The organism is Bacillus sp. FSL L8-0528 (assembly GCF_038593085.1).
In the GTDB taxonomy this organism is placed as follows: Bacteria; Bacillota; Bacilli; order Bacillales; family Bacillaceae; genus Bacillus; species Bacillus paralicheniformis.
Map to the genome: position 1 here is coordinate 3,629,561 of NZ_CP151961.1, position 22,015 is coordinate 3,651,575.

General features: G+C 47.7%; 22 protein-coding genes. 4 read left to right on the forward strand and 18 right to left on the reverse strand.

Annotated elements, in window-relative coordinates:
• The first annotated feature begins 141 nt into the window (after positions 1-141).
• The gene (locus MHI30_RS18620) at positions 142-807 is read left to right on the forward strand and encodes a pectate lyase (RefSeq protein ID WP_075751825.1); all 666 of its coding nucleotides are present in this window, start codon (positions 142-144) and stop codon (positions 805-807) included.
• Between the two features lie 29 nt (positions 808-836).
• On the opposite strand, the gene MHI30_RS18625 is transcribed toward MHI30_RS18620, so the two are convergent.
• From MHI30_RS18625 to hprK, 5 genes are read right to left on the reverse strand one after another with little or no spacing between them, the layout of a single operon-like run.
• Entirely contained in the window at positions 837-1,355 is a 519-nt protein-coding gene (locus tag MHI30_RS18625) for an acyltransferase (RefSeq protein ID WP_075751488.1), read from the reverse strand.
• Entirely contained in the window at positions 1,352-1,999 is a 648-nt protein-coding gene (ppaX, locus tag MHI30_RS18630; RefSeq protein WP_075751489.1) for a pyrophosphatase PpaX, read from the reverse strand. Before ppaX ends, MHI30_RS18625 begins: the two co-directional genes overlap by 4 nt.
• A complete protein-coding gene (locus MHI30_RS18635) occupies positions 1,989-2,936 on the reverse strand; it encodes a nucleoside recognition domain-containing protein (protein WP_075751490.1) in 948 nt (315 codons plus the stop codon). The genes ppaX and MHI30_RS18635 overlap by 11 nt, the downstream gene beginning before the upstream one ends.
• Positions 2,937-2,960: 24 nt before the next feature.
• A complete protein-coding gene (gene lgt / locus MHI30_RS18640) occupies positions 2,961-3,773 on the reverse strand; it encodes a prolipoprotein diacylglyceryl transferase (RefSeq protein ID WP_075751491.1) in 813 nt (270 codons plus the stop codon).
• Positions 3,774-3,784: 11 nt separating this feature from the next.
• Entirely contained in the window at positions 3,785-4,717 is a 933-nt protein-coding gene (gene hprK, locus MHI30_RS18645; protein WP_043926653.1) for an HPr(Ser) kinase/phosphatase, read from the reverse strand.
• Positions 4,718-4,899: 182 nt separating this feature from the next.
• On the opposite strand from hprK, the gene MHI30_RS18650 reads away from it, so the two are divergent.
• A complete protein-coding gene (locus tag MHI30_RS18650) occupies positions 4,900-5,379 on the forward strand; it encodes a MarR family transcriptional regulator (RefSeq protein ID WP_043926654.1) in 480 nt (159 codons plus the stop codon).
• Between the two features lie 140 nt (positions 5,380-5,519).
• On the forward strand, positions 5,520-7,079 hold the full coding sequence (locus tag MHI30_RS18655; protein WP_003185627.1) for an MFS transporter: 1,560 nt from the start codon (positions 5,520-5,522) through the stop codon (positions 7,077-7,079).
• 17 nt (positions 7,080-7,096) lie between these two features.
• Here the strand turns inward: MHI30_RS18655 and MHI30_RS18660 are convergent, their stop codons facing one another.
• The 5 genes from MHI30_RS18660 to MHI30_RS18680 all read right to left on the reverse strand — a co-directional run bounded on the left by MHI30_RS18660 (position 7,097) and on the right by MHI30_RS18680 (position 13,191).
• Positions 7,097-11,086, reverse strand: coding sequence for a metallophosphoesterase (locus tag MHI30_RS18660; protein WP_009329651.1), 3,990 nt, complete (start codon positions 11,084-11,086; stop codon positions 7,097-7,099).
• Between the two features lie 97 nt (positions 11,087-11,183).
• Positions 11,184-11,543, reverse strand: a complete 360-nt coding sequence (locus tag MHI30_RS18665) for a phage holin family protein (protein WP_003185632.1) — start codon at positions 11,541-11,543, stop codon at positions 11,184-11,186.
• Positions 11,540-11,740, reverse strand: coding sequence for a PspC domain-containing protein (locus MHI30_RS18670; protein WP_003185633.1), 201 nt, complete (start codon positions 11,738-11,740; stop codon positions 11,540-11,542). The genes MHI30_RS18665 and MHI30_RS18670 overlap by 4 nt, the downstream gene beginning before the upstream one ends.
• A 4-nt stretch (positions 11,741-11,744) precedes the next feature.
• Positions 11,745-12,839 (reverse strand): DUF4097 domain-containing protein, encoded by a 1,095-nt coding sequence (locus MHI30_RS18675; protein ID WP_003185635.1) that lies wholly within the window; start codon positions 12,837-12,839, stop codon positions 11,745-11,747.
• Between the two features lie 25 nt (positions 12,840-12,864).
• A complete protein-coding gene (locus MHI30_RS18680) occupies positions 12,865-13,191 on the reverse strand; it encodes a DUF4870 domain-containing protein (protein WP_003185637.1) in 327 nt (108 codons plus the stop codon).
• A 214-nt stretch (positions 13,192-13,405) separates the two neighbouring features.
• Between MHI30_RS18680 and MHI30_RS18685 the strand changes: the two genes are divergently transcribed.
• Positions 13,406-13,636 carry a hypothetical protein gene (locus MHI30_RS18685; protein WP_003185639.1) on the forward strand — a complete coding sequence of 77 codons (231 nt, stop codon included), beginning with the start codon at positions 13,406-13,408 and terminating at the stop codon, positions 13,634-13,636.
• Between the two features lie 6 nt (positions 13,637-13,642).
• Here the strand turns inward: MHI30_RS18685 and MHI30_RS18690 are convergent, their stop codons facing one another.
• From MHI30_RS18690 to swrA, 8 genes are all read right to left on the reverse strand, one after another.
• Complete coding sequence (locus MHI30_RS18690; protein ID WP_003185640.1) at positions 13,643-13,801, reverse strand: hypothetical protein; 159 nt, start codon at positions 13,799-13,801, stop codon at positions 13,643-13,645.
• Between the two features lie 67 nt (positions 13,802-13,868).
• Entirely contained in the window at positions 13,869-14,012 is a 144-nt protein-coding gene (locus MHI30_RS18695) for a VOC family protein (protein ID WP_003185642.1), read from the reverse strand.
• Positions 14,013-14,155: 143 nt separating this feature from the next.
• Complete coding sequence (uvrA, locus tag MHI30_RS18700; protein WP_075751492.1) at positions 14,156-17,029, reverse strand: excinuclease ABC subunit UvrA; 2,874 nt, start codon at positions 17,027-17,029, stop codon at positions 14,156-14,158.
• A gap of 7 nt (positions 17,030-17,036) precedes the next feature.
• Positions 17,037-19,022, reverse strand: a complete 1,986-nt coding sequence (uvrB, locus tag MHI30_RS18705) for an excinuclease ABC subunit UvrB (protein ID WP_003185651.1) — start codon at positions 19,020-19,022, stop codon at positions 17,037-17,039.
• Between the two features lie 183 nt (positions 19,023-19,205).
• On the reverse strand, positions 19,206-19,439 hold the full coding sequence (locus MHI30_RS18710; RefSeq protein WP_003185654.1) for a CsbA family protein: 234 nt from the start codon (positions 19,437-19,439) through the stop codon (positions 19,206-19,208).
• A 118-nt stretch (positions 19,440-19,557) separates the two neighbouring features.
• Positions 19,558-19,851: a DUF5316 domain-containing protein gene (locus tag MHI30_RS18715; RefSeq protein WP_003185656.1), complete on the reverse strand. Its 294-nt coding sequence runs from the start codon at positions 19,849-19,851 to the stop codon at positions 19,558-19,560.
• A 124-nt stretch (positions 19,852-19,975) separates the two neighbouring features.
• Positions 19,976-21,187: a PDZ domain-containing protein gene (locus MHI30_RS18720; protein ID WP_011198347.1), complete on the reverse strand. Its 1,212-nt coding sequence runs from the start codon at positions 21,185-21,187 to the stop codon at positions 19,976-19,978.
• Positions 21,188-21,484: 297 nt separating this feature from the next.
• The gene (gene swrA, locus MHI30_RS18725) at positions 21,485-21,838 is read right to left on the reverse strand and encodes a swarming motility protein SwrAA (RefSeq protein ID WP_003185659.1); all 354 of its coding nucleotides are present in this window, start codon (positions 21,836-21,838) and stop codon (positions 21,485-21,487) included.
• Positions 21,839-22,015 lie beyond the last annotated feature (177 nt).

Genomic DNA, 22,015 nt, shown 5'->3' on the forward strand with positions numbered 1-22,015 from the left:
ATTTGTGTACATTTCAGCAAGTTCGCATATATGATAGTACCGAAATAGGTGTCTCATCTTATTGCAAAAGGACCAGAAATTACTTTCATCTAAGGGGGACAAATCTGTTTTGAACAATATTTCATGAGGAGGATGAAAATGATGAAGAGATTAGCAGGTACGGTTATTTTGTCAGGTTTGCTCGTCTGCGGGTTTGGACAGGCTATGCCCGAAAACGCTTCGGCCGCCGAGGTCGTTCACAAAACGATTGTAGTCGAAAAAGGACAAACGTATGACGGAAAAGGCAAACGGCTGATTGCAGGTCCGGAGCTGGGGGACGACAGCCAGCGCGAAAATCAAAAACCGATTTTCAAAGTGGAGAATGGTGCAACGCTCAAAAATGTCGTGCTTGGCGCTCCTGCTGCTGATGGTGTTCACACTTATGGCAACGCTTCCATAAACAACGTTGTTTGGGAAGATGTCGGCGAAGATGCCCTGACTGTTAAAAGCGAAGGAAATGTCACGATTAACGGAGGATCAGCCCGGCTTGCCGCGGACAAAATCTTTCAGATTAATAAAGCGAGTACATTTACTGTGAAAAATTTCACTGCGGATCAAGGAGGCAAATTCATTCGCCAGCTCGGAGGCTCGACATTTAAGGCAGTGGTCAATATTGATAACTGCACGATTACAAACATGAAAGAGGCCATCTTCAGAACCGACAGCAGTACAAGTTCCGTTACGATGACAAATACAAGATACTCAAAAGTCGGAAAGAAATGGATCGGTGTGAAGCATATTACGGAAAGGAACAATCATGAATTTTAACGCTGATTGCAAATAAAGGCCCCCGTTCTTTATTCAGCGGGGGTCTCCAACTTTTTTTCCATTTCTTCTTTTGTATAGATCAGCCGCATCGGATTACCTCCGACAAAAGCGCCCGGAGGCACATCTTTATGAACGAGCGTACCGGCGGAAATGACAGCGCCGTCTCCGATTTCGACGCCTGGAAGGATCGTCGTATTGGCTCCGATCATGACTTCATCGCCGATGACAACCTCGCCGAGCCGATATTCTTTTATTAAATACTCGTGCGCCAAAATGGTCGTATTGTAGCCGATCACGGTGTTACGCCCGACGGAGATCTTTTCAGGAAACATGATATCCGGCATGACCATTAAAGCAAATGAGCATTTCTCTCCGATTTTCATCCGCAAAAACGTCCGGTACATCCAATTTTTCATACCAAGAAACGGCGTATAGCGCGCTGCCTGAATGACGATAAAGTTTTTGACCACTTTAAAAAACGGAACCGTCTGATAGATGTGCCATAAGGAATTGGGGCCGGATACCGGATAGCGCTTCGTTCTTCTCAAGCTTTCTCCACCTCAAGAATGCGAAGGAGATCGCTCATTTGCTGAAGCATAAAATCAGGCTCGTGTTTGGCAAGGCTTTCTTCTCCTTTAATCGTCCACGCAACGCCTGCTGTTTTCGTTCCGGCATTCTTCCCTGCTAATATATCGTGGTAATTGTCACCGATCATGATCGCTTCTTCCGGACGGCTGCCAAGCTTGGAAAGGGCGAGCAAAACAGGCTCGGGATCAGGCTTCGGCCGCTTAACGTCATCCAGCGTCACAACCGTCTCGAAAAAGGCATCAAGCCCGGTTAGTTTAAGCCCCATGATGACGGTGTCCCGCAGCTTTGTCGTGACAATCCCGAGCTTATACCCTTCTTCCGCAAGACGTTCAAGCGTCTCGTAAACCGTCTCATACTCGGTTACCAGTTCATCATGCATCTGATGATTAAATGTCCGGTACATGGTGATCATTTCTTCAGCCTTATCCTTTTGAATGCTTGAGAACGTTTCATAAAGGGAAGGTCCGATGAAAGCAAGGACATCCTCCCGTTTATAGCGTCCCGGTGCATAATGATCGAGCGTGTGCAAAAATGAGGCGATTATCAGATCATTTGTATTGATGAGCGTTCCATCCAAATCAAATAAAACCGTATTAACTTTCATACAAAGCTTCCTTTCTGCGAACGGAATAACCCGGCTTTCTCCAGATGCGCGAAATCGCGATCGTCAGCAGAACCGCGGTAATAAGCCTGATCAACAAAAGAGGCCAGACCGGAATGCCGAGCGGGATAAATACGAGTGTGTCTTCAACAACCGCGTGGCAGGCGACGAGAAAAATAAACGCGAGCGTTACATCTCTTTTGCTGACGCCGTCTTCTTCGACCGCTTTGATCATAACGCCGGCCCCATATGCAAGGCCGATCGTCAGCCCGGCAACCATCGTCATTGAGGTGTTCTCTTTCATTCCGAGCATTCTCGTCAGCGGTGCAAACCACTTTGAAAAAGTATGCAGCCAGCCGAGGTCTCTCATATATTGAATGATGATCATCAGCGGTATCACGATGGCTGCAAGCTGAAGGACACCAAGACCCGCCTTGGTGACGGCTTCAAGCGCAATTTCAAGCCAGCCGGAAGGAGCGGCGCTTTTCGCAGAGATCAAGCCGTATTTAGCCGCATCCTGACCGCCGTGCCAGACAAGGTTGATAATAAAGGCCGAAAAAACGGCGAGACCGATGCGCACGAGCAAAATAAGCCATATTTTAATTCCGACCCTTGAAGCAACGGTCGATTCGATAATCAAATTGTGGCAAAACGACAGCATCACCGCTAAAATAAACACTTCTTTAACCGTCAAATCAAGCGTTAAAATCCCCGCAATTCCGGCATACAAGTTCAGCATGTTCCCGAGCACAAGCGGTATCGCCGCTTCCCCTGACAACCCGAAAATTCCCATCGCCGGCGTGATCAGTTTGATCAACCAGTCCATCACCGGAGTATGCTGAAGCAGGCTGACAATCAGCGTGACAGGAAAAATCACTTTTCCGAGCGTCCACGTCGTTTTCAGCCCCGCCACAGCGCCGGCTTTTAAAGTTCCCTTCATTGCTGTCTCCCCTTTGTAAAATCGCTACATCTCCTGATACCGTTTAATCTCCCTGCCTTTGAAACGTCTGTAGGCTATCAGCGCAGCCGCACAGAGGATCAGGACGATCGAAATCACCTGTGCGATGCGAAGGTTCGCCGTCAGCATCAGACTGTCCGTTCTAAGGCCTTCGATATAGTAGCGTCCCATCGAATACCAAATGACATAGATTAAGAACAGCTCGCCTCGCTTTAAATTAGCTTTTCTTAAAAGAAGCAGAACGACGACTCCCGTGAAGCTCCACAGCGATTCATACAAAAAGGTAGGCTGATAGTACTGTCCGTCGATATACATTTGATTGATGATAAAATCAGGCAGGTGGAGGTTTTCTAAAAACGCTCTTGACACCGCCTCACCGTGCGCTTCCTGGTTCATAAAGTTTCCCCAGCGGCCGATCGCCTGACCGAGCAGGATGCTTGGAGCAGCGATATCAGCAAGCTTCCAAAACGAAAGCCCTTTGACCTTCGCATAAATGATTCCCGTCAGCACGGCGCCGATCAGTCCGCCGTGGATCGCAAGGCCGCCGTTCCATATTTGAATAATCTGGTCCGGGTGTTCACTGTAATAGCCCCATTGAAAAATGACATAGTATGCCCTTGCACATAAAATCGCAATCGGGATCGCAAAAAGCACCAAATCGACAAAGGTGTCCTTATGCAGTCCCCTCCGTTCGCCTTCCCTGACCGCCAGCCACAAGCCCAGCAAAGCGCCAAGGCCGATGATAATGCCGTACCAGTGGACAGAAATCGGCCCCAGGTGAAAAGCAATCGGATTTAAAGGTTCAATCGTTTCATTCATATTGTCAGCTCCTATTCTTCAAGCTCACCATCTTCAATCACATCCGCAAGCTTATGGGTAAATTGCTCAGCGGCATTCAGCCCCATTCTCTTCAGTCTGAAGTTCATTGCGGCCACTTCGATGATGACGGCAAGGTTTCTTCCCGGACGAACCGGAATCGTCAGCTTCGGAACGTCTGTATCAATAATTTTCATTGTGTCTTCTTCAAGCCCTAAGCGGTCATACTGCTTTCCTTGCTCCCAAAGCTCCAGGCTCATGACAAGAGTAATCCGTTTAAAGCTTCTGACCGCCCCCGCGCCAAATAACGTCATGACATTGATAATACCAAGGCCTCTGATTTCCAGGAGATGCTCAATTAATTCAGGCGCGCTTCCGATCAATGTATCCTGGTCTTCCTGTCTGATCTCAACGCAGTCATCCGCCACAAGGCGATGGCCTCTTTTGACAAGCTCCAAAGCCGTTTCGCTTTTTCCGACGCCGCTCTTTCCGATAATGAGCACCCCGACGCCGTAAACATCGACGAGGACGCCGTGAATCGCAGTTGTCGGAGCCAGCTGGCTTTCAAGAAAATTCGTCAGACGGCTCGTCAGGCGCGTCGTCTTTAACGGAGAACGAAGCACAGGCACGCCGTTTTCTTCGGAAGCCTCGACGAGTTCAGGCGGAATCGGCAAATCACGGGAAAGAATGATCGCCGGTGTAATTTCCGTGCATAACGACAGCATCCGCTGCTTTTTTTCTTCCTCTGGAAGCTTTTCAAAAAAGGTAATCTCGGTCTTCCCAAGCAGCTGAACCCTCTCTTTAGGATAGTATGTAAAATAACCAGCCATTTCAAGGCCCGGTCTTGATAAATCGCTCATCGTAATCGGGCGGTTGATCCCTTCTTCTCCGCTGATGAGCTCAAGCTTAAATTTATCCATCACATCTTTTGTTCGAACTTTCGGCACGATTGATGCACCCTCCTCTTCTCAGATGAAGAACTAGACATTCAGCTTTATTCTATCACTTTCAAAATGAACCTAAAACATTTTTTGAAAATGGCCCCCTTGACACTTCGATGAAGTGCTTTCTTTCAAAGCGAAAAATCAGTAGTATGTAAAGAGGAACGCGAAAAGGAAGTGAAGAACCGTTGAAATACAATATCCATGATACAACCGTGCTGAACGAAGACATTTTGACCCCGGAAGAAAAAGAGACATGGGTTCTTTATATGAAAGTACTGACCGCTGCCGGCCTGGGGGATGTCTCCGAATGGATGAAGCTCGATCTCAGCATGCCGCAAATGAAGGTTTTAATGCTTCTGAACAACCACGGCACACTGAAAGTCTCCGAAATCGCTGAAAAAATGGGCGCTTCCCTTTCAAACATGACCGGACTGCTCAGCCGCCTTGAACAAGCTAACTTCATCAAAAGAACACATTCCGAGCAAGACCGGAGAACGATTGTTGTTGAACTAACCGAAGATGCAAAGGGGATTTTTCGAAGCCTTTACAAAAAAGGCCACGAAAAGCTCAAAAAAGCGCTCCAGAAGCTGAATGAACAGGAAAAAATCAAAGTGAATGAAGGCCTTACCATTCTTGAAAAAGCGTTAAAAGCTGACGATGAATAGACAAGCTGCCCGGAAACCGGCGCAGCTTTTTTTGTTGAAAAATTTCTTTTGACAAAACGTGTTTTTTTAAGGATGATTAAAATAGTTCACTCAAAGTGAATTATTCATTTTGAATTAATGAAAAAAGGAGGATATATGGCGTGAACCAAAAGTGGGCCGTTTTATTATTTACGATCGGCGTGTTTATGGCTGCTTTAGACAATGGCATCATTTCAGCCGCTCTGACGACAATCAACGATTCGTTTCAAGTATCCCCCTCATGGGGAGCTTGGGGCATCACGCTTTATACGCTCGGTTTGGCAGTCAGCGTTCCGATCGTCGGAAAGCTGTCTGACCGGTATGGACGCAAAAAGCTGTTTATCATCGAAGTCTTGCTGTTTGGCGCCGGTTCGCTGCTCGTTGCATTGAGCCAAAACTTCCCAATGTTCTTGTTGGCGAGGCTGATTCAATCGCTTGGCGGAGGCGGAATCTTTATTATCGGGAGCTCGCATATTCTCACTGCGCTGCCTAAAGAAAAACAGGGAACCGCCTTGGGGCTTTTAGGTGCGATGAACGGAATCGCGGCAGTGCTCGGTCCGAATATCGGCAGCTTTATTTTGGATATGACCGGAAGCTGGCACTGGCTGTTTTTGATCAACCTTCCGATTGCCGCAGCACTGATCATCCTCAGCGTTCCATTGATGAAGGAGACAAAAGGCGGAACACGAAAACCCCTAGATCTGGCCGGAACTGTGATATTGTCTCTTGCGATTTTAGCTGTGATGTACGGAATAACGAATATAAACGGACAGCGCCTGTCTGCCGTCCTGTCCGATCCAAAGGTTTACTTTTTTCTCCTGATCGGCTGCGCGCTGTTTGCGGGACTCATTTTTTACGAAAAGCGCGTAGAGCTGAAGGGAGGCGACCCGATCCTTGCCTACAGTTTATTAAAAAACAAGGTGTTTCAATGGACGCTTTTTATCGGATTTTTATCCGGCGGACTCTTGGCAGCCGTTATTTTTATTCCTGCATATGCGGAACAATATTTGCACGTCGCTCCTGAAAAAGCGGGGTATTGGATGACGCCTCTTGCGCTGGCTTCAGGGATAGGAGCCGGGCTCGGCGGAATGCTCGCCGATCGAAAAGGACCGGTAAAGGCGGCCCGGCTCTCTGGCGTCATTTCGTTCGCCGGGTTTTTGCTCTTGTCCTCCTGGGTGACAGAGAAGTGGGAATTTGTTTTGGCAAGCATCATCGCAGGGGTCGGTTTTGGCTTTCTGTTAGGCGCGCCGTTAAATATGCTTGTATCCGAGGCGGCAAAACAGGATTACGGGACAGCGCTCGGTACATTATCGCTCGTCAGGCAGATGGGGATGACCTTGGCGCCCGCGCTGTATGCAGGATATATAACGGCCGGCTACGAAAATATCGGCACACATATCAAACATAAGCTGAATGATGCAGGGATCACTCTGAAGGGGTTTGCAGGCGGTGAGACGGACGTATCGCGGCTGAGCGAATCCCTCAGCCAAATTTCCGACCCAAAAGTAAAAGACATCATAAGCGAAGCGATCCATGAAAGTGTGGGAGCGGGGTTTTTTAACCTCTACTTCACAGCCGCCGTCCTTTCACTTGCAGTCATTGCTTCTGTCAGCGTTTTATCGCTTTATAGGAAAAAACAAACCGACACGGCAAGCCGTCTAAAAAAAGACGTGACAAACTAAAAAGCATTTGCTCCCTCTTAGGAAAACAAATGCTTTTTGCGTTCGCAAAGGAAAACCGCCGCCAGCCACAAGCTGATTTCAGCAATTGGGAGGTTTGTCCCTTTCTTTAAAATCATCCCGGCCGGCGGGGGGCTCCCCGACAATTGCCTCAGGGCCGAGCCCGCCCCGGCTGTTTGATCTATTAAAAAGGATTTCATGCCATCGTCTTTTGTCGTCAATCTCCACATTTGAGACCTGCTGTTGCCGCCGTATTGATCTGAAGCTGCGGCGTACCAGAAATAGGTTGTATTCGGCTGCAAATCTTTCCACGTCACGGAAGCCGTCTTTCCGCTTTTCACCGTTTTTGCTTTCCCAATTTCCTTGTTCGAAAAGACATTCAGCTCAAAATAATCGGTTTTAACCTTTTTCTTCCTCGGTTTCAGATCCGTTTTAATGTTGAACTCGTCCTTCGGGCCAAATTGGTGCGGATCATAAAAGTTATAGTCATCAAGATATGGCGAATACGTTTTGACATGGATCGTGTCATGCTTCGGATCCACATGGAGAATTCTTAAATAACCTTGGCCTCCTTCAGGACCGCCCTGATAGTCGGCAAGCATTTGATAAACCTTGCGATCCGGCTTGCCGTCCCCGTTATCATCAAGCTTGTCGACTTTTAAGTTGGAGCTGTGATAGTGACCGCTCAATACGGCAATCACATTCGGATTCCGCTTGATGATCTGTTCAAATATTTTCTCCCCGATTGGACTTCTGCTTCCGCTGACAAGCAAAAACTCGTGAAATGCCAAAATCGCTTTTCGATCGGGATGGCGTTTCAGAACATCATCTATCCACTGCAGTTCTTTTTTTCCGATTCCCCACCCCATCGACACCATGATATAGTCGTTGCCCCCGCTGGAAATGAGGTCGTAATGCCCTTTGTTATTCTGATAAGACCCGCCGTAATGCGGTTTTTGTTTAAAACGCCTCTCCCCGAAGTACCTGCCGAATTTCAAATATGACCGGTCTTTATGGCTGACATCGTGATTGCCCGCCAGCACGCCGTATGGAACTTGATTGTCGTCGAGAACTTTCATGAACTGGTCGGCGCGCTTCCATTGCAGCGGCTGATCCGCTTCATCCACAAGATCCCCCGTATGAAAGACGTACTGAATGTTCAGCTTGTCCTTTTGTTCCGCGATCCACTTGACCTGACGTTCAAAAATGTGCGGATAGCTTTCCGAATAATATTGCGTATCAGACATCCACACAAATGTATAGTCATTTTGCGAAAGCTGAATTTGATCCTGAATGATGATGCTCGCCTTGGATTGGCGGATATAATCGGCGGCTTTTATGCTTCCTTTGAGGGTAAAAGGTTTGCCATCCTTTGCAACATGGAATGCAAGCGTCTCCCACCTCTTGCTGGCCCAGTTCCAGGCGAACATGGAGACTTTTCTGCCGGGAAGCGAACTCCCGCGCCACAGCACTTCCACCTTGTCGTTCGGCCCCGTATTTTCATCCACTTTTACATCAAAGCGATGGTACGGAAACTTTGTTGTTGATGAGGTTTCAAAACCTTTTCCGTCAAGTGCGGACATGCCGCTGCGCTCTTCTTTTGTCAGCGCCTTTTCCCCCCTGACCGCAAAGCTTTGCGGAGGTTCCGTCCCGCTTTCGTTCGCTGACACATCAACATGCTCTTCGTCTTTTACTGTGTACTGAAATCCCTGATGGAATGACACTTTCATCTTATCTTTTGTCGGGTCCTTGACGCGGACGGCGAGCTTAGCATGTGTGCTGCCGGGTGTATTTTTGACCCGAGCGGGCTTGTCCGGCTTTTCCTCTTTAATGTAAAATGCCTTTTTTACGATTGACAGGTTGCCGGCGCTGTCCTCCGCTTTTATTTTCAACTCGTGCTTTCCCGCATCCAGGCGGGCAGAAGATACGAGATAGGGAAGCGCAATCTTTTTGCCGTCAAGAAAGGCTTTTATGCTTTTCATCCCGCTCCATTTATCGTGTGCGGCCGCATTGATCTCAAACGACCCTTTATACGTCCTGCCGTCTTTTAATGACGTTTTGATCTCAGGACCTGTGTTATCGACCGTTACCCTGCGGATGAGCCTTTCTTCGCCATTCTCCGCTTCAACGATGTGCTGCCCTTCGTTCCAGGCGCGTGTATGCCATTGACTCGCAAGCGATGCAAACTTGGCTTCCGGAATCGTAAAACGGAATTCATACCATTCATGCGCCCCAGGGCCGTCACCGGCCGGAAGCTCGGCTTTCGGATCGTCGTATCGCTCATCGCGGATGATGGTCCCATCCGCGAGTATGAGGCGGGGGTTCTTGAGGACAAAATCATCCCTGTTTTCTTCTGCAGTTTGTTCAAATGGTGTTGATTTCGTACCTGAACGAACTTTAATCGAAAACGGCTTTCCTTTTTTAAATTCATCCGGAGAAACCGGGACCGTAATTGTCGCATACCGGCGGCGCGAATCGTCAAAAACTTTTTGAACTCTCCTGCCGATCGTTACAGCATTTTTAAAATACAGATTCGTTTGATTGACATCGAAAGCAAAGTAGGCTTTTTTTTCAAGCGCCGGTTCACCTTCTTTTTGTTCAATCCCGTCAATACGAATTGTCGTTTCAGAAGGCGGCTTTTCTGATGTGGCTTTCAACAGCATTTTTCCGGAAACGGTTCCGCCTTCGCTTACATTCAGCCTGAGTCCCTTCAAAATGCGCTGTTCGAGCGGTATCGTTTTCTTTTCAGTCGACGAAACATTTGATCCATCACCGGCCCGCATATAGTACTCCACTTTTTCTTTGCCAATGAGTTCGGCAAAATAGATATTGTGGCGGTACAGGCCGTCATTGCGGCTTTTTTCAACACGGACTTCGGTAAACGGCTCATCATCATTCATGCGGTAGAAAAACTGCGCCTGCTTCACTTGCCGATTGTCTTTCATATCAGCTAAGAGCTGGATCGTTTCACCCGGTTTTACAGCTTGATGATCCGTCATATCATGGATCTCCGGCTTTTCTCTGTCCGGCATAACCGTCACCGTCTGTGAAGGTGCCTGCGTCTTCAGAAGCGAACCAGGCGACGGTTTTTCTTCCCCGGCCGATATGATTTTCATATGCTTCGTTCCGTCCAGCGGATATCGATACAGAAGCGCTTTATTTTTGGCGACATCGGTTTTATCCGGCTCGCTTTGATAACGGGCGGATGCGACCTCTTCTCCGCTGTTTGTGCAGATGATCACCTCTCTCGGCGCCGTATTCTCCATGCCGCCCCCTTTGAGAGCAGTAAGCGTTTTGCCTTCACGAAGGTGAACACCGTAATACCGATTGAAATCACTTTCCGTCAGATGACCGTTTGAGCGGTTTTTCACCCAAAACACGTGTGTTTGACCGGAAGGAATCGCCACATCATCGTGCTCAAAAGGCCAGATGACGTCTGATTCCTTGCCCTTTTCAGGATGTCTGTACTTGATTTTGTAGCTGTTCAGATGAACAGCTTTATTGGTATTGTTATAAACTTCAATAAATTCATAGCCGTCCTTTCCACCGGTGTTTGACGTGTCGACTACCATTTCCGTGATCAACAGCTCCGGAAGCTTTTGTGTATCTGTACGCATGCCTTTCAGGGCGACAGTATACACATCCGTCTTCACAGAGGAGTCGCCGACTTGAGCTTCAATGTAGTACTGGACTTTGCCGGATGCTATGGATTCGCTTTCCAATTTGGCAATATAGGCGTTCTGTCTGCCCGGCTCAACTTCCATCGGAATCGCCCGATACGGCAATTCGTCATGCTGCTTGTAATATAAAATGACCGTGTCGGCGGCCGCCTGCGCGGAAAAATATATGTCATCTCCTTTTTGAACTTGTTCAACAGGAGTATGCCTGATAACCGGTGAACCAGGCTGAATATGCTCTTCACCCGATGCGGACGAAATCGGGATCTGCAAGGCAAAAAGTAAAACTGCGGCCAACAATAAAAGGGTTTGGCGATTTCTGTACTTTTTCATCGTCTACCTCCCTTTCGTATTTTGCCTTTACAGATCATTTTTATGAAAGAGACATCCGGGCAAAAAAAAGAAGCCTGATGATTCATCAGACTTCAACTTATTTTCTGGACATCGGTTCGATAATTGCTTTTTGAATGAGCAAGTGAAAAACCGACAGGACGATCGACGCAAAAATGGCTGTCCCAAAGCCGTCCAGGTCAAAACTGTCCCCCATAATGGACGCGGTCATATAAAGAGTGATCGCATTGATGATAAACAAAAATAAACCTAGCGTAATTACTGTGACGGGCAGCGTCAAAATCACCAGCACGGGCTTCACAAACATATTTAAGATGGATAAAATCAAGCTTGCCGTAATGGCTGCTCCGATGCTTCTGACGTGAACCGCATCAAAGTAACCGGCAATGACAATTAATAATAAGGCATTGACAAGAACGTTTATAATCCATCTCATCATCTGTTGACGTCTCCTTCATTCGGCACAAGGAATACCCAGACAATATAAATCAGCAGGACGGGAACTCCGGTCGAAAATATAAATAATAGAACCGTAATGATTCTCAGCAATGACGCATCCATATTTAAATATTCAGCAAGACCTCCGACGACCCCGGCAATCTTTCTGTCTGTTTCGGATCGAAATAGCCTTTTCATTGTATCACTCCTGTGTATGGTTTAAATGGATCGATCCTGTCTTCGATTCCAAAAACACGGTCATGCTATGATCATGATTTTGATTTGCTTTTAGGTACATTTCCTTCTGGATTGTCTCGTTTTTTTCCTTTAAAATTTCTGCATCTGAAAGATCATGAGACAGAGAACCGAGATTGCTTTTCAGCTCCGCTGTAACAGCGCAGTCCCGGGGAACATTCAACTCTACGCTTCCAGTCGTTGTTTTCACATATGCCGTCCGGCAGTGCGGATTTTTGACTGTTGCCGCGATATTGCCGTTAAAGCTCTGCAGGTCAAGCGCCTCGCATGAACCTTTAAGGTCGATCAATCCATTGATGGTTTCCGCTTCAATCTCTCCGCAAGTATGGTCGGCTAGTTTGATTTGTCCATTTGCAGTTTCCAATGAAGCTTTTCCTGCCGTGAGAGCAGAGAACGACAGCACGCCGTTCGTCGTTTTGGCGGACAGCTCTTTTACGTTTAAATGTTCCCCTCTGACCGGGCCGTTAAACAGTTTAAAGCGGATTTTGCCGTACTCTTTGTCCGGTATATAGACGGTAAGGTTGGTCTTCATCGTTTTTTTCTCGGTACGGATCATGAACTTATCGCCTTCCACACCGCAGTCGATATGCTGGAGAAAAGCCTGCCTTGCTTCATCCTGATTTTCAGCCCGGTACACTTTTGCCTGGCATTCGACTCTGATGTCGGAATCGCTCCATGGTACAAGGTTGACGCTGCCGTTGGCAAGCTGAATATCCAGAGTCGAAAAATCAGTGTCTTTAAACTGGAATATATGCTGGACATCGTACGAGTGCCCGAAATTCAAATCCAAGTCTGCTTCTTTTACTTTTTTTACAGCGGTATCAATCCATTCGAACAGTTTTGAACCGATCGAAGGCTTCGGTTCTTTTTTCTTTTCGCTGTAGAAGTCCTCCGAATCAATGACATCCTCAGACAGGGCTGTCACCTTGCTCTCGGTTTCCTTGTAGTCTTCTTCAAGTTTTTCGATCAGGATCAGCGCCTCTTTTGCAGACAGCTTTCCTTCCTCGACCAATTTTAAAATTCGTTCTTTCTCATGCTTCATGAAAAGCTCCCCCGTTCTCCTTCTTTTAGGCCTGAGTCAGCATTTTAATCCCTTGAACTACGTTCCAGACCACAATAATCAAACTGATGATCCCGAAAAAAACGAAACCTCCGATCATGAAAATGACCGCCAAATAACCGCCGTCACCAAAGATAAGCGTACCGCTTATCGCGCCTGCTGCCAATATGACTACGCTTATAAACGGAATAATATGCGAAATAAGCGAACGCATCGCATGCTTTTTCGTTTCTTGATCATCTGTTATAAAATACGCTGCGATTGGCAAAATAAGCGGGGCAAAAAAAACACTAAAATAACAAATTGAAGAAATCAGCGCGTTGTTTCTCGTCATACATAACACTCCTTATGATGTAAACCGTTCTTTGTGAGTCTAATGTACAGTGACCTTATACTTAGTTTACGTGTATCATGGCCTTTAGGTTTCATTTTCATTCGATCGGCGTGCGTCAAACTTCGCAAATTGATTTTTTTAGATTTTATGAATAGATTCTTTTTTTATAACCCTTTAAAATATGTGGCAAAGCCAATGAAAAGGAGCGAGCGTTATGAAACAGAAATCGGAAGTATACGCCTCATCCGCCTCCCAGCTTCTTAGTCTGATTCAGGAACAAAAAAGGATGAATCAGGAGATCGTGAACCGATTGGAATCGATCAATTCCGCTCCTCCGCTTTCCAGCGAAATCCGCTATTTAAAGGTTCTGCTGAACAGCAGCAGCACCCATATTTTAAACAGTATGAGTGAAGCGACCAAACACATCAGCCGGACTGAACGTTAACCGTTTTCATGATATTTTAACCAGATTTCCGTCGGGATCTCTGATATAAACCGAAACGACCGGCCCTTCAGCGCCCATTCGCTCTGCGGGGCCTTCTTCAATTTTAATGGACAGCCCCTCCAGATGACGAATCACATCATCAATGCCGGCATTTGTATGAAACACAGGTCTGCGGAGCCGGGCATCGGGTGCTGTGCCTTCGGCTCAAACTATTTTCCGGCTTCGTGGAGGTTTATTTTTTGCCTGCCGAATGTCGCGCTTTTCTTCCTTCTCGAAAAGTGACCGCATTCAACCCCGGCACACGGCTGTAAAAATCACATGTCGCATCAATGTCTTTTACAGTCAGTACCAAATGATCCATGCGATCGATCTTCATCACCCCATCCCCCTTTATTGTTTGTTTTTTTACGTTATAACAGCTATTGAATAAAAGAGCAATGAAAATCTTTTTGAACAAAGCTTGCCGCGGATCATTCGGCCATTGAAAAAGCTGCCGACGTGACATCGGCAGCTTTTTCTTTACGGTCTGACAGCTTCTTTTTCTTGAAGCCGCTTCTTCATTCTGTTTTTGTCGCGTTCAATGATCGGTTTTAAATAACGGCCGGTATATGACCCTTCGACTTTCACGACTTCTTCGGGAGGTCCGGCAGCCACGATCATTCCCCCGCCGTCTCCGCCTTCAGGACCCAAGTCGATCAAATAATCAGCCGCTTTTATAATATCTAGATTGTGTTCGATTACAAGCACTGTATCTCCATTGTCGACCAGGCGCTGCAGAACGGCCAAAAGCCTTGCGATATCATCGACGTGCAGTCCTGTCGTCGGCTCGTCCAAAATATAAAGGGATCTTCCCGTTGAACGGCGGTGAAGTTCAGATGCCAATTTGACCCGCTGCGCTTCTCCCCCGGAAAGCGTTGTAGCCGGCTGTCCGAGCGTAATATAGCCAAGACCGACATCATAGAGGGTCTGCAGCTTGCGCTTGATTTTCGGGATGTTCTCAAAAAATTGAACGGCATTCTCGACCGTCATCTCAAGCACGTCAGAGATATTTTTGCCTTTGTACGTAACCTGAAGCGTTTCACGGTTGTATCTCTTTCCGTGGCAAACCTCACAAGGAACGTATACATCGGGCAGGAAGTGCATCTCGATTTTAATGATTCCGTCGCCTTTGCAGGCCTCACAGCGTCCGCCTTTGACGTTAAAGCTGAAGCGCCCTTTCTTGTATCCTCTGACTTTCGCTTCATTCGTCTGGGCAAACACGTCGCGGATGTCATCGAACACGCCGGTATATGTGGCCGGATTTGACCTCGGCGTCCGGCCGATCGGAGACTGGTCAATATCGATCACTTTATCGAGGTGCTCGATTCCTTTTATTTCTTTGTATTCTCCCGGTTTCGTCTTAGCCCGATGCAGCTTCTGAGCCAGCGTTTTGTGGAGAATTTCATTAACGAGCGTGCTTTTCCCTGATCCCGATACCCCGGTAACAGCTGTGAACACGCCGAGCGGAAATTTCACGGAAACATTTTTCAAGTTGTTTTCCTTTGCCCCTTTTACCTCGATAAAGCGGTTGTCAGGCTTTCTTCTCTCGGCAGGAAGAGGAATGAATTTTTTCCCTGAAAGATATTGCCCTGTCAGAGATTGATCATCGTTCATCACTTCTTCCGGCGTTCCGGCGGAGATTACTTCTCCCCCGTGTACACCCGCGCCGGGCCCGATATCGATTAAATAATCGGCGGCAAGCATTGTATCCTCGTCATGCTCGACGACGATCAATGTGTTTCCGATATCCCTCATGTTTTTGAGCGTCTCAATCAGGCGGTCGTTATCGCGTTGATGAAGACCGATTGACGGCTCATCAAGGATGTAAAGGACACCGGTCAGCCTTGAGCCGATTTGCGTTGCAAGCCTGATCCGCTGCGCTTCTCCCCCCGACAGAGTGCCGGCTGCGCGGCTGAGCGTCAAATAGTCAAGCCCGACATTGTTCAAGAATCCGAGCCTTACTTCAATCTCCCGCAAAATGAGGTTGGCGATCTTCATGTCTTTTTCCGAAAGATCAAGTTCACGGAAAAATTGAAGGGCGTTAGCTACCGACATTTCGGTTATCTTACCGATGTGAAGGCCGTTAATCAGCACGGCGAGGGATTCCTTTTTCAGACGGTAGCCTTTGCATGAAGGGCACGGCTGATTAGCCATATATTTTTCCATCAGTTCACGAACATAATCCGAGCTGGTTTCTTTATAGCGCCTTTCGATATTGCGGATGACGCCTTCGAACTCAATGTAGTTTTCCCGGACTTGTCCGAAGTCGTTTTCATATCTGAAATAAATCTGCTCGCCTCCGCTGCCGTAGAGGATTTTCTCAAGGTGGTGCTTCGGCAGGTCTCTGACCGGAATATCCATATCGATTCCATAGTGGCTGCATACCGCTTCAAGCAGCTTCGGATAATATTGGGAGCTCTGCGGTTCCCAAGGTGCAATCGCATTCTCCTTTAGAGACAGCTCATCGTTTGGAATGACGAGCTCTACATCGACTTCCAGCTTGGACCCGAGGCCGTCGCAGCTCGGACATGCGCCGAACGGGCTGTTGAAAGAAAACATCCTCGGCTCCAGTTCCCCAATTGAAAAACCGCAGTGCGGACAGGCATGGTGCTCGCTGAACAGCAGCTCTTCCTGCCCGATCACGTCGATGATCACACGGCCTTCGCCGAGGCGGAGCGCCGTTTCGAGCGAGTCTGTGAGACGGGCGGTTACGCCTTCTTTTATGACGATGCGGTCGACGACGACTTCGATCGAATGCTTTTTATTCTTTTCGAGCTCGATGTCCTCTGAGAGGTCGTTCATTTCGCCGTCGATCCGGACTCTCACATAGCCTTGTTTTCTGATTTGTTCGAGCACTTTCACGTGCGATCCTTTTCTTCCCGAGACGATCGGCGCAAGCACCTGGATCTTCGTCCGCTCGGGATAATCCAAAATTCTGTCCGTCATCTGTTCGATCGTTTGCGAGGTAATTTCAATGCCGTGAACAGGGCAAACCGGCTTTCCGATTCTGGCAAACAGCAGCCGGAGATAATCGTAGATTTCCGTCACCGTTCCGACTGTCGACCGGGGGTTCCGGCTCGTTGTTTTCTGATCGATGCTGATCGCCGGCGACAGGCCTTCAATCGCATCGACGTCGGGTTTGTCCATCTGTCCTAAAAACTGGCGGGCATATGCGGAGAGAGACTCGACATAGCGCCGCTGCCCCTCTGCATATATCGTATCGAACGCAAGGGATGATTTCCCTGATCCCGAAAGACCTGTCAAAACGACAAGCTGATCCCTCGGAATAGAGACATCGATATTTTTCAGGTTATGGGCCCTTGCACCTTTCACCTCAATTCGTTTCGTTGCCATTTTCTATTCATCCTTCCGATTTTAACTCTAGGAGCAAGTCGCGAAGCTCGGCGGCGCGTTCAAAGTCAAGCGCTTTTGCCGCTTCCTTCATGTCGCTTTCCATTTGAGCGATCACTTTTTCCCGCTCTTTCTTCGTCATCTTCGAAAGCTTCGGCTCCTCTTTCACTTGATATTCTTCCTGGTCTTCAGCAGCATGAGTTGCCCGGATGACGTCCCTGATCTTTTTGTTGATCGTTTTCGGCGTAATGCCGTGTTTCTCATTATAAGCCTCCTGCTGTTCGCGGCGGCGCTTCGTTTCATTGATTGCGATTTCCATCGAGTTGGTGATTTTGTCGGCATACATGATTACGCGGCCTTCGGCATTTCTGGCGGCGCGGCCGATCGTTTGGATGAGCGAGCGTTCGGACCGCAAAAAGCCTTCTTTGTCAGCGTCAAGAATGGCGACGAGTGAAACCTCAGGAATATCGAGTCCTTCCCTCAGCAGGTTGATGCCGACGAGAACGTCATGCTTGCCGAGGCGAAGGTCGCGTATGATCTCGATCCGCTCCAGCGTTTTAATCTCTGAATGCAGGTACGTGACCTTGATACCGATTTCCTTCAGATAATCCGTCAAATCCTCGGACATTTTTTTCGTCAGCGTCGTGACGAGGACGCGTTCATTCCGCTCGATTCTCTGCTGGATTTCACCGATCAGATCATCGATCTGCCCTTCAATCGGCCTTACCTCAATAATCGGATCGAGCAGCCCTGTCGGCCGGATGATCTGCTCTACCATTTCAGGCGTATGCTCAAGTTCATAAGGCCCCGGCGTAGCCGACACATACACGATGTTGTGAATGTGCTTTTCAAACTCTTCAAACCTGAGCGGACGGTTATCCAAAGCGGAAGGCAGCCTGAATCCATGATCGACGAGAACCTGTTTTCTCGCCTGGTCTCCGTTGTACATTCCTCTGATCTGCGGTATGGTGACATGCGACTCATCTATGACCATCAGGAAATCATCCGGAAAGTAATCGAGCAGCGTATATGGAGTCGAACCTGCCGGACGAAGCGTCAAATGTCTTGAATAGTTTTCGATGCCCGAGCAAAAGCCCATTTCGCGCATCATTTCCAAATCGTATCTCGTCCGCTGTTCCAGACGCTGCGCTTCAAGGAGCTTGCCTTCTTCACGAAGCGCTTTGAGGCGCTCTTCCAGCTCCTCTTCAATGTTTATGATCGCTTTCTTCATCTTTTCTTCCCGGGTGACGAAGTGGGAAGCCGGGAAGATCGCGACGTGTTCCCTCTCCCCTAAAATTTCGCCAGTCAGGGCATCCACTTCCCTGATCCGTTCGATTTCGTCCCCGAAAAATTCAACTCGGACGCAGTGCTCATCCCTTGAAGCCGGAAAGATCTCGACGACATCGCCGCGCACCCTGAATGTTCCGCGCTGAAAATCGATGTCATTCCGCGCATATTGGATGTCAACGAGCTTTCTGAGCAGCTCATTCCGCTCGATTTCCATTTCCGTTCTGAGCGAGAGCACCATTTCCCTGTATTCCTCAGGAGAACCCAAGCCGTAAATACAAGAGACACTCGCCACAATGATGACATCTTTGCGTTCAAAAAGAGCAGACGTGGCAGAGTGCCTTAATTTATCAATCTCATCGTTAATGCTGGCATCTTTTTCGATAAATGTATCAGTCTGGGGCACGTAGGCCTCAGGCTGGTAATAGTCATAATAGCTGACAAAATATTCGACTGCGTTGTTGGGGAAAAATTCTTTAAACTCGCTGTAAAGCTGCCCGGCTAACGTTTTGTTGTGGGCGATGACGAGAGTCGGTTTGTTGACCTCTTTAATCACGTTCGACATCGTAAACGTCTTTCCAGTACCGGTTGCCCCCAAAAGCGTCTGATGCTTTCTGCCTTCATTGATTCCTTTGACAAGCTGATCAATCGCTTTCGGCTGATCCCCCTGGGGCTGATAATTCGAGACTAATTCAAAGCGGTCTTTCACATAAAAGCCTCCGTTTCTTTACGAAATCTTCCTGTTTATTATTTTAACACACCCGAAGCAAAAATACGAACTAAAGTTCGGTTTTTGTGTTTTCCCACAAAAGCCGGCGATTTCTGATCTATCAAAAAACCCCTCCTTTTTGTCATCAAAAGCAGGGCTTCACGGCAATCAATCTTACGGTTTCTATGAGTCTTCCTTCTTTTCGCCCGCCTTTTTTGCCGCATAGAGCGAACCGGCGACGAGCGAGGCGATATCAAGTCCTACAATAAAAAAGGTTTCCGTATAACCTTTTAAATATGAAGCGAACAACAGCGCTGCAGTGAGCGCAATTCCGACGTAATGGTTATAGGTCACCCTTGTAAAAAACAAGACAAGAATAAAAGGAAATATCAGTGCAAAAACGGCTTTTGTAAACACAAAAACCCTCCTCACGTTTCTTGATCTTATTCGATTATATTAAAGAACAAAGAAACGGACAAACATGGACACTCATTCATTTTGTCCATCATCTTGCCGCGTTATTCGGAATCGGACGTTAAAAGGCGAAAAAGAACGATATTCCGGCGGCCAGGAGGTTTGGCATGGCGAAAATGGCGAGAGCGTTTGCCAGCTTGCTGTTCCACTCCCCGTGCTCTTTCGTTTCTGCATCGTGATTTCCCCTGAACCGGTCACCGCTGACAAATACGCCCGAACATAAAGCAGACAACAGAATCGCGCCTAGGCCGGCTGCTCCCGAAACTTTGAAAATCAGCGTCCAATCCCCGGCCGCAGCCGAAACCAATACAGCTATTAAACAAACGAAAGCACCTGCGAGAAAAGCCCTTTTCATCAATCATTCTCCTTCAATGAGTTCTATCCATCATCCTAGCGGAACGTTTTGTAAAAGACAACCAAAAAGTTTCGAAACAAGGCAAAAGCAAAAGCGCCTGAAAGCGGCGCTTTTTTAACATCGGTTATTCTGTTTCTGCTGAGGCTGCTGCCTCGGCATGCTTCATCACCGCATCCTCTTCTTTTACAAAGATGATGCCGAGCTCATGATGCTCCCCTTCATAAGAAGCTCTTTGTTCAAAACGAATCTCATTGTTTAAACCGACGACTTCAAGCTTGAAGAAAGCCCTGTTCTTTTGGAGCGCTTCGTAGAAGTCCGCCGCATTTTTCACTTCAATCCCGTTGACCTTCGTGATGATTTCGCCGATCTTGAGACCGAGATCGGCTGCCGGCGTGTTCGGAATAATCCCGAGCACCATCAAGCCCTGGTCTCTCTTTGAAAAATGGAAAGGGGCGGAATTGTCGTTCATCCGCTGCTTCCAGGATAAAAAGGCCCTTCCTGCGATCGCTGCTCCGGCGGCAAGGGCGGCAAGCGGAGTCCACCATATGCTTCCGGCCGCGATCAGCAGAATGATGATGCCAAGCACGCTGATGCGCTTCGCTGTAATTTTAATGCTTTCAATCGGAAGCGATCCTTGAACCCTTTGGCCGAAGCCGATGAAATACGGAATCCACAAGAGCTCAAAGCCGCCGTTAAATGACAAAACAGGCCACCACGGAACAGATGATTCGATCGCATGTCCCGGAATAAGAATAAACAACGGCAGAAGCCAGGTTCTGCCCGCAATCTGCTGTCCGATCGGGAGACCCCTTGTGCTCATGACAATCGCAGGGGACGTTTTGATATGTGCCGTTTTATAGACAAGCACTCCTTCCGCCACCAACAGAAGTCCGAGCAAGACGGCAGCAGCCGACCAATTCGCGAGGGACAGCTGCGGCAGAAACGCGTCAAGCGCTCCGAAACCGGTGTATTCAATACATAAACCAACGACGATGCTCACGCCAAGCGTATATGCCGCTGACAGCAGACTCTGTCTGAAAGTTAAAGCTGCGGCAACGCTGACCGCCGCTATTAAAACCAGCATGCCCATCGGGAGATACAGCCCCAAGCCGAACGAAACAATGGACAGTACAAGTCCTGCCAGAAGTCCCTTGGAATATGTAAATTTGAACTCGTCATAAATATCTTCAATACGCGTATGGAACGTCTTTCTTTCACGTTTGATCCGGGCATAGCCGTAAGCAAGACTCATAATCATCATAAAATAGAAGAGCGGGTGCAAAAAGAACAATCCTGCTCCTTTTAAAAGTTCAATTAAGCTTTCTTCAACTGACAAGGGAACGTTCACCGCCTCAGCCAAGCATTTCAGGCCGCCTTCAACACGGCAGCTTTTTAACGTTGGATATTTTAAGGAAACCCAGCTTGTCTAAAGCGTCGGCACGAGGAAATGACGGGCGGCCGTTCAGGCGGGATGCCTGAGCCGTCAGCCGCAGAAACTTTCGTCATGATGCTTAAACGCCGGTGCTTTTCATGCGCATTCGTGACGACAAATGCTGGCACCTTTAGGCAAGCTGGTGCATTTTATTATTATTCTAACAAATAATAAAATGCTTGGGTATGGTAAACGTGAGGTTTATTTCTCCTGGCTCATCCAAAGCGTCACATTCGACAAAGAAAAATCTTTCAGGTAATGATTGACCTCGACATCAAGAATATCTCCTATCAGCTGCATTGACCGCTTGATGTCGGTCAGATTGATGCCGAGCCGCTTGTGGTTGTCCATCAAGTAGTTGAAATAAAGTTCCGCGCAATCCTCATTAATATCTTCCACACTTTCGACCGAAGTGTAGTTCACGAGGTATCTGCTGAACAGCATAAGCAATCCTACTGCCTTTGTAGCGGAAAACGTAACGTCTTGTGATCGAACTTTTAACTGCTCCACTAATTCATAGTATTTTTTCTCTCTCACAATACTTGCCCTTTTCAATCGTGTACCCCCATTTATTATTTATATATAAGAAAAGCGCAAGCGTCAGACGACTCCACCAACAGAGACGAAGAACGCAAACAGCGCTAACATTCTCCGCAAAAAAAATGCACACATTATAATTCTTGAAAAAGCTTTGGTTCTATATTAAAAAGTTTTCCTATGTTATACAACTTG

Excerpts from the sequence above, each read along its gene's own strand:
- MHI30_RS18620 (WP_075751825.1), top strand. The coding sequence starts at position 142 with ATGAAGAGATTAGCAGGTACGGTTATTTTGTCAGGTTTGCTCGTCTGC.
- ppaX (WP_075751489.1), bottom strand. The coding sequence starts at position 1,999 with ATGAAAGTTAATACGGTTTTATTTGATTTGGATGGAACGCTCATCAAT.
- MHI30_RS18635 (WP_075751490.1), bottom strand. The coding sequence starts at position 2,936 with ATGAAGGGAACTTTAAAAGCCGGCGCTGTGGCGGGGCTGAAAACGACG.
- lgt (WP_075751491.1), bottom strand. The coding sequence starts at position 3,773 with ATGAATGAAACGATTGAACCTTTAAATCCGATTGCTTTTCACCTGGGG.
- MHI30_RS18660 (WP_009329651.1), bottom strand. The coding sequence starts at position 11,086 with ATGAAAAAGTACAGAAATCGCCAAACCCTTTTATTGTTGGCCGCAGTT.
- MHI30_RS18665 (WP_003185632.1), bottom strand. The coding sequence starts at position 11,543 with ATGATGAGATGGATTATAAACGTTCTTGTCAATGCCTTATTATTAATT.
- MHI30_RS18670 (WP_003185633.1), bottom strand. The coding sequence starts at position 11,740 with ATGAAAAGGCTATTTCGATCCGAAACAGACAGAAAGATTGCCGGGGTC.
- MHI30_RS18675 (WP_003185635.1), bottom strand. The coding sequence starts at position 12,839 with ATGAAGCATGAGAAAGAACGAATTTTAAAATTGGTCGAGGAAGGAAAG.
- MHI30_RS18680 (WP_003185637.1), bottom strand. The coding sequence starts at position 13,191 with ATGACGAGAAACAACGCGCTGATTTCTTCAATTTGTTATTTTAGTGTT.
- MHI30_RS18685 (WP_003185639.1), top strand. The coding sequence starts at position 13,406 with ATGAAACAGAAATCGGAAGTATACGCCTCATCCGCCTCCCAGCTTCTT.
- MHI30_RS18695 (WP_003185642.1), bottom strand. The coding sequence starts at position 14,012 with ATGAAGATCGATCGCATGGATCATTTGGTACTGACTGTAAAAGACATT.
- uvrA (WP_075751492.1), bottom strand. The coding sequence starts at position 17,029 with ATGGCAACGAAACGAATTGAGGTGAAAGGTGCAAGGGCCCATAACCTG.
- MHI30_RS18715 (WP_003185656.1), bottom strand. The coding sequence starts at position 19,851 with ATGAAAAGGGCTTTTCTCGCAGGTGCTTTCGTTTGTTTAATAGCTGTA.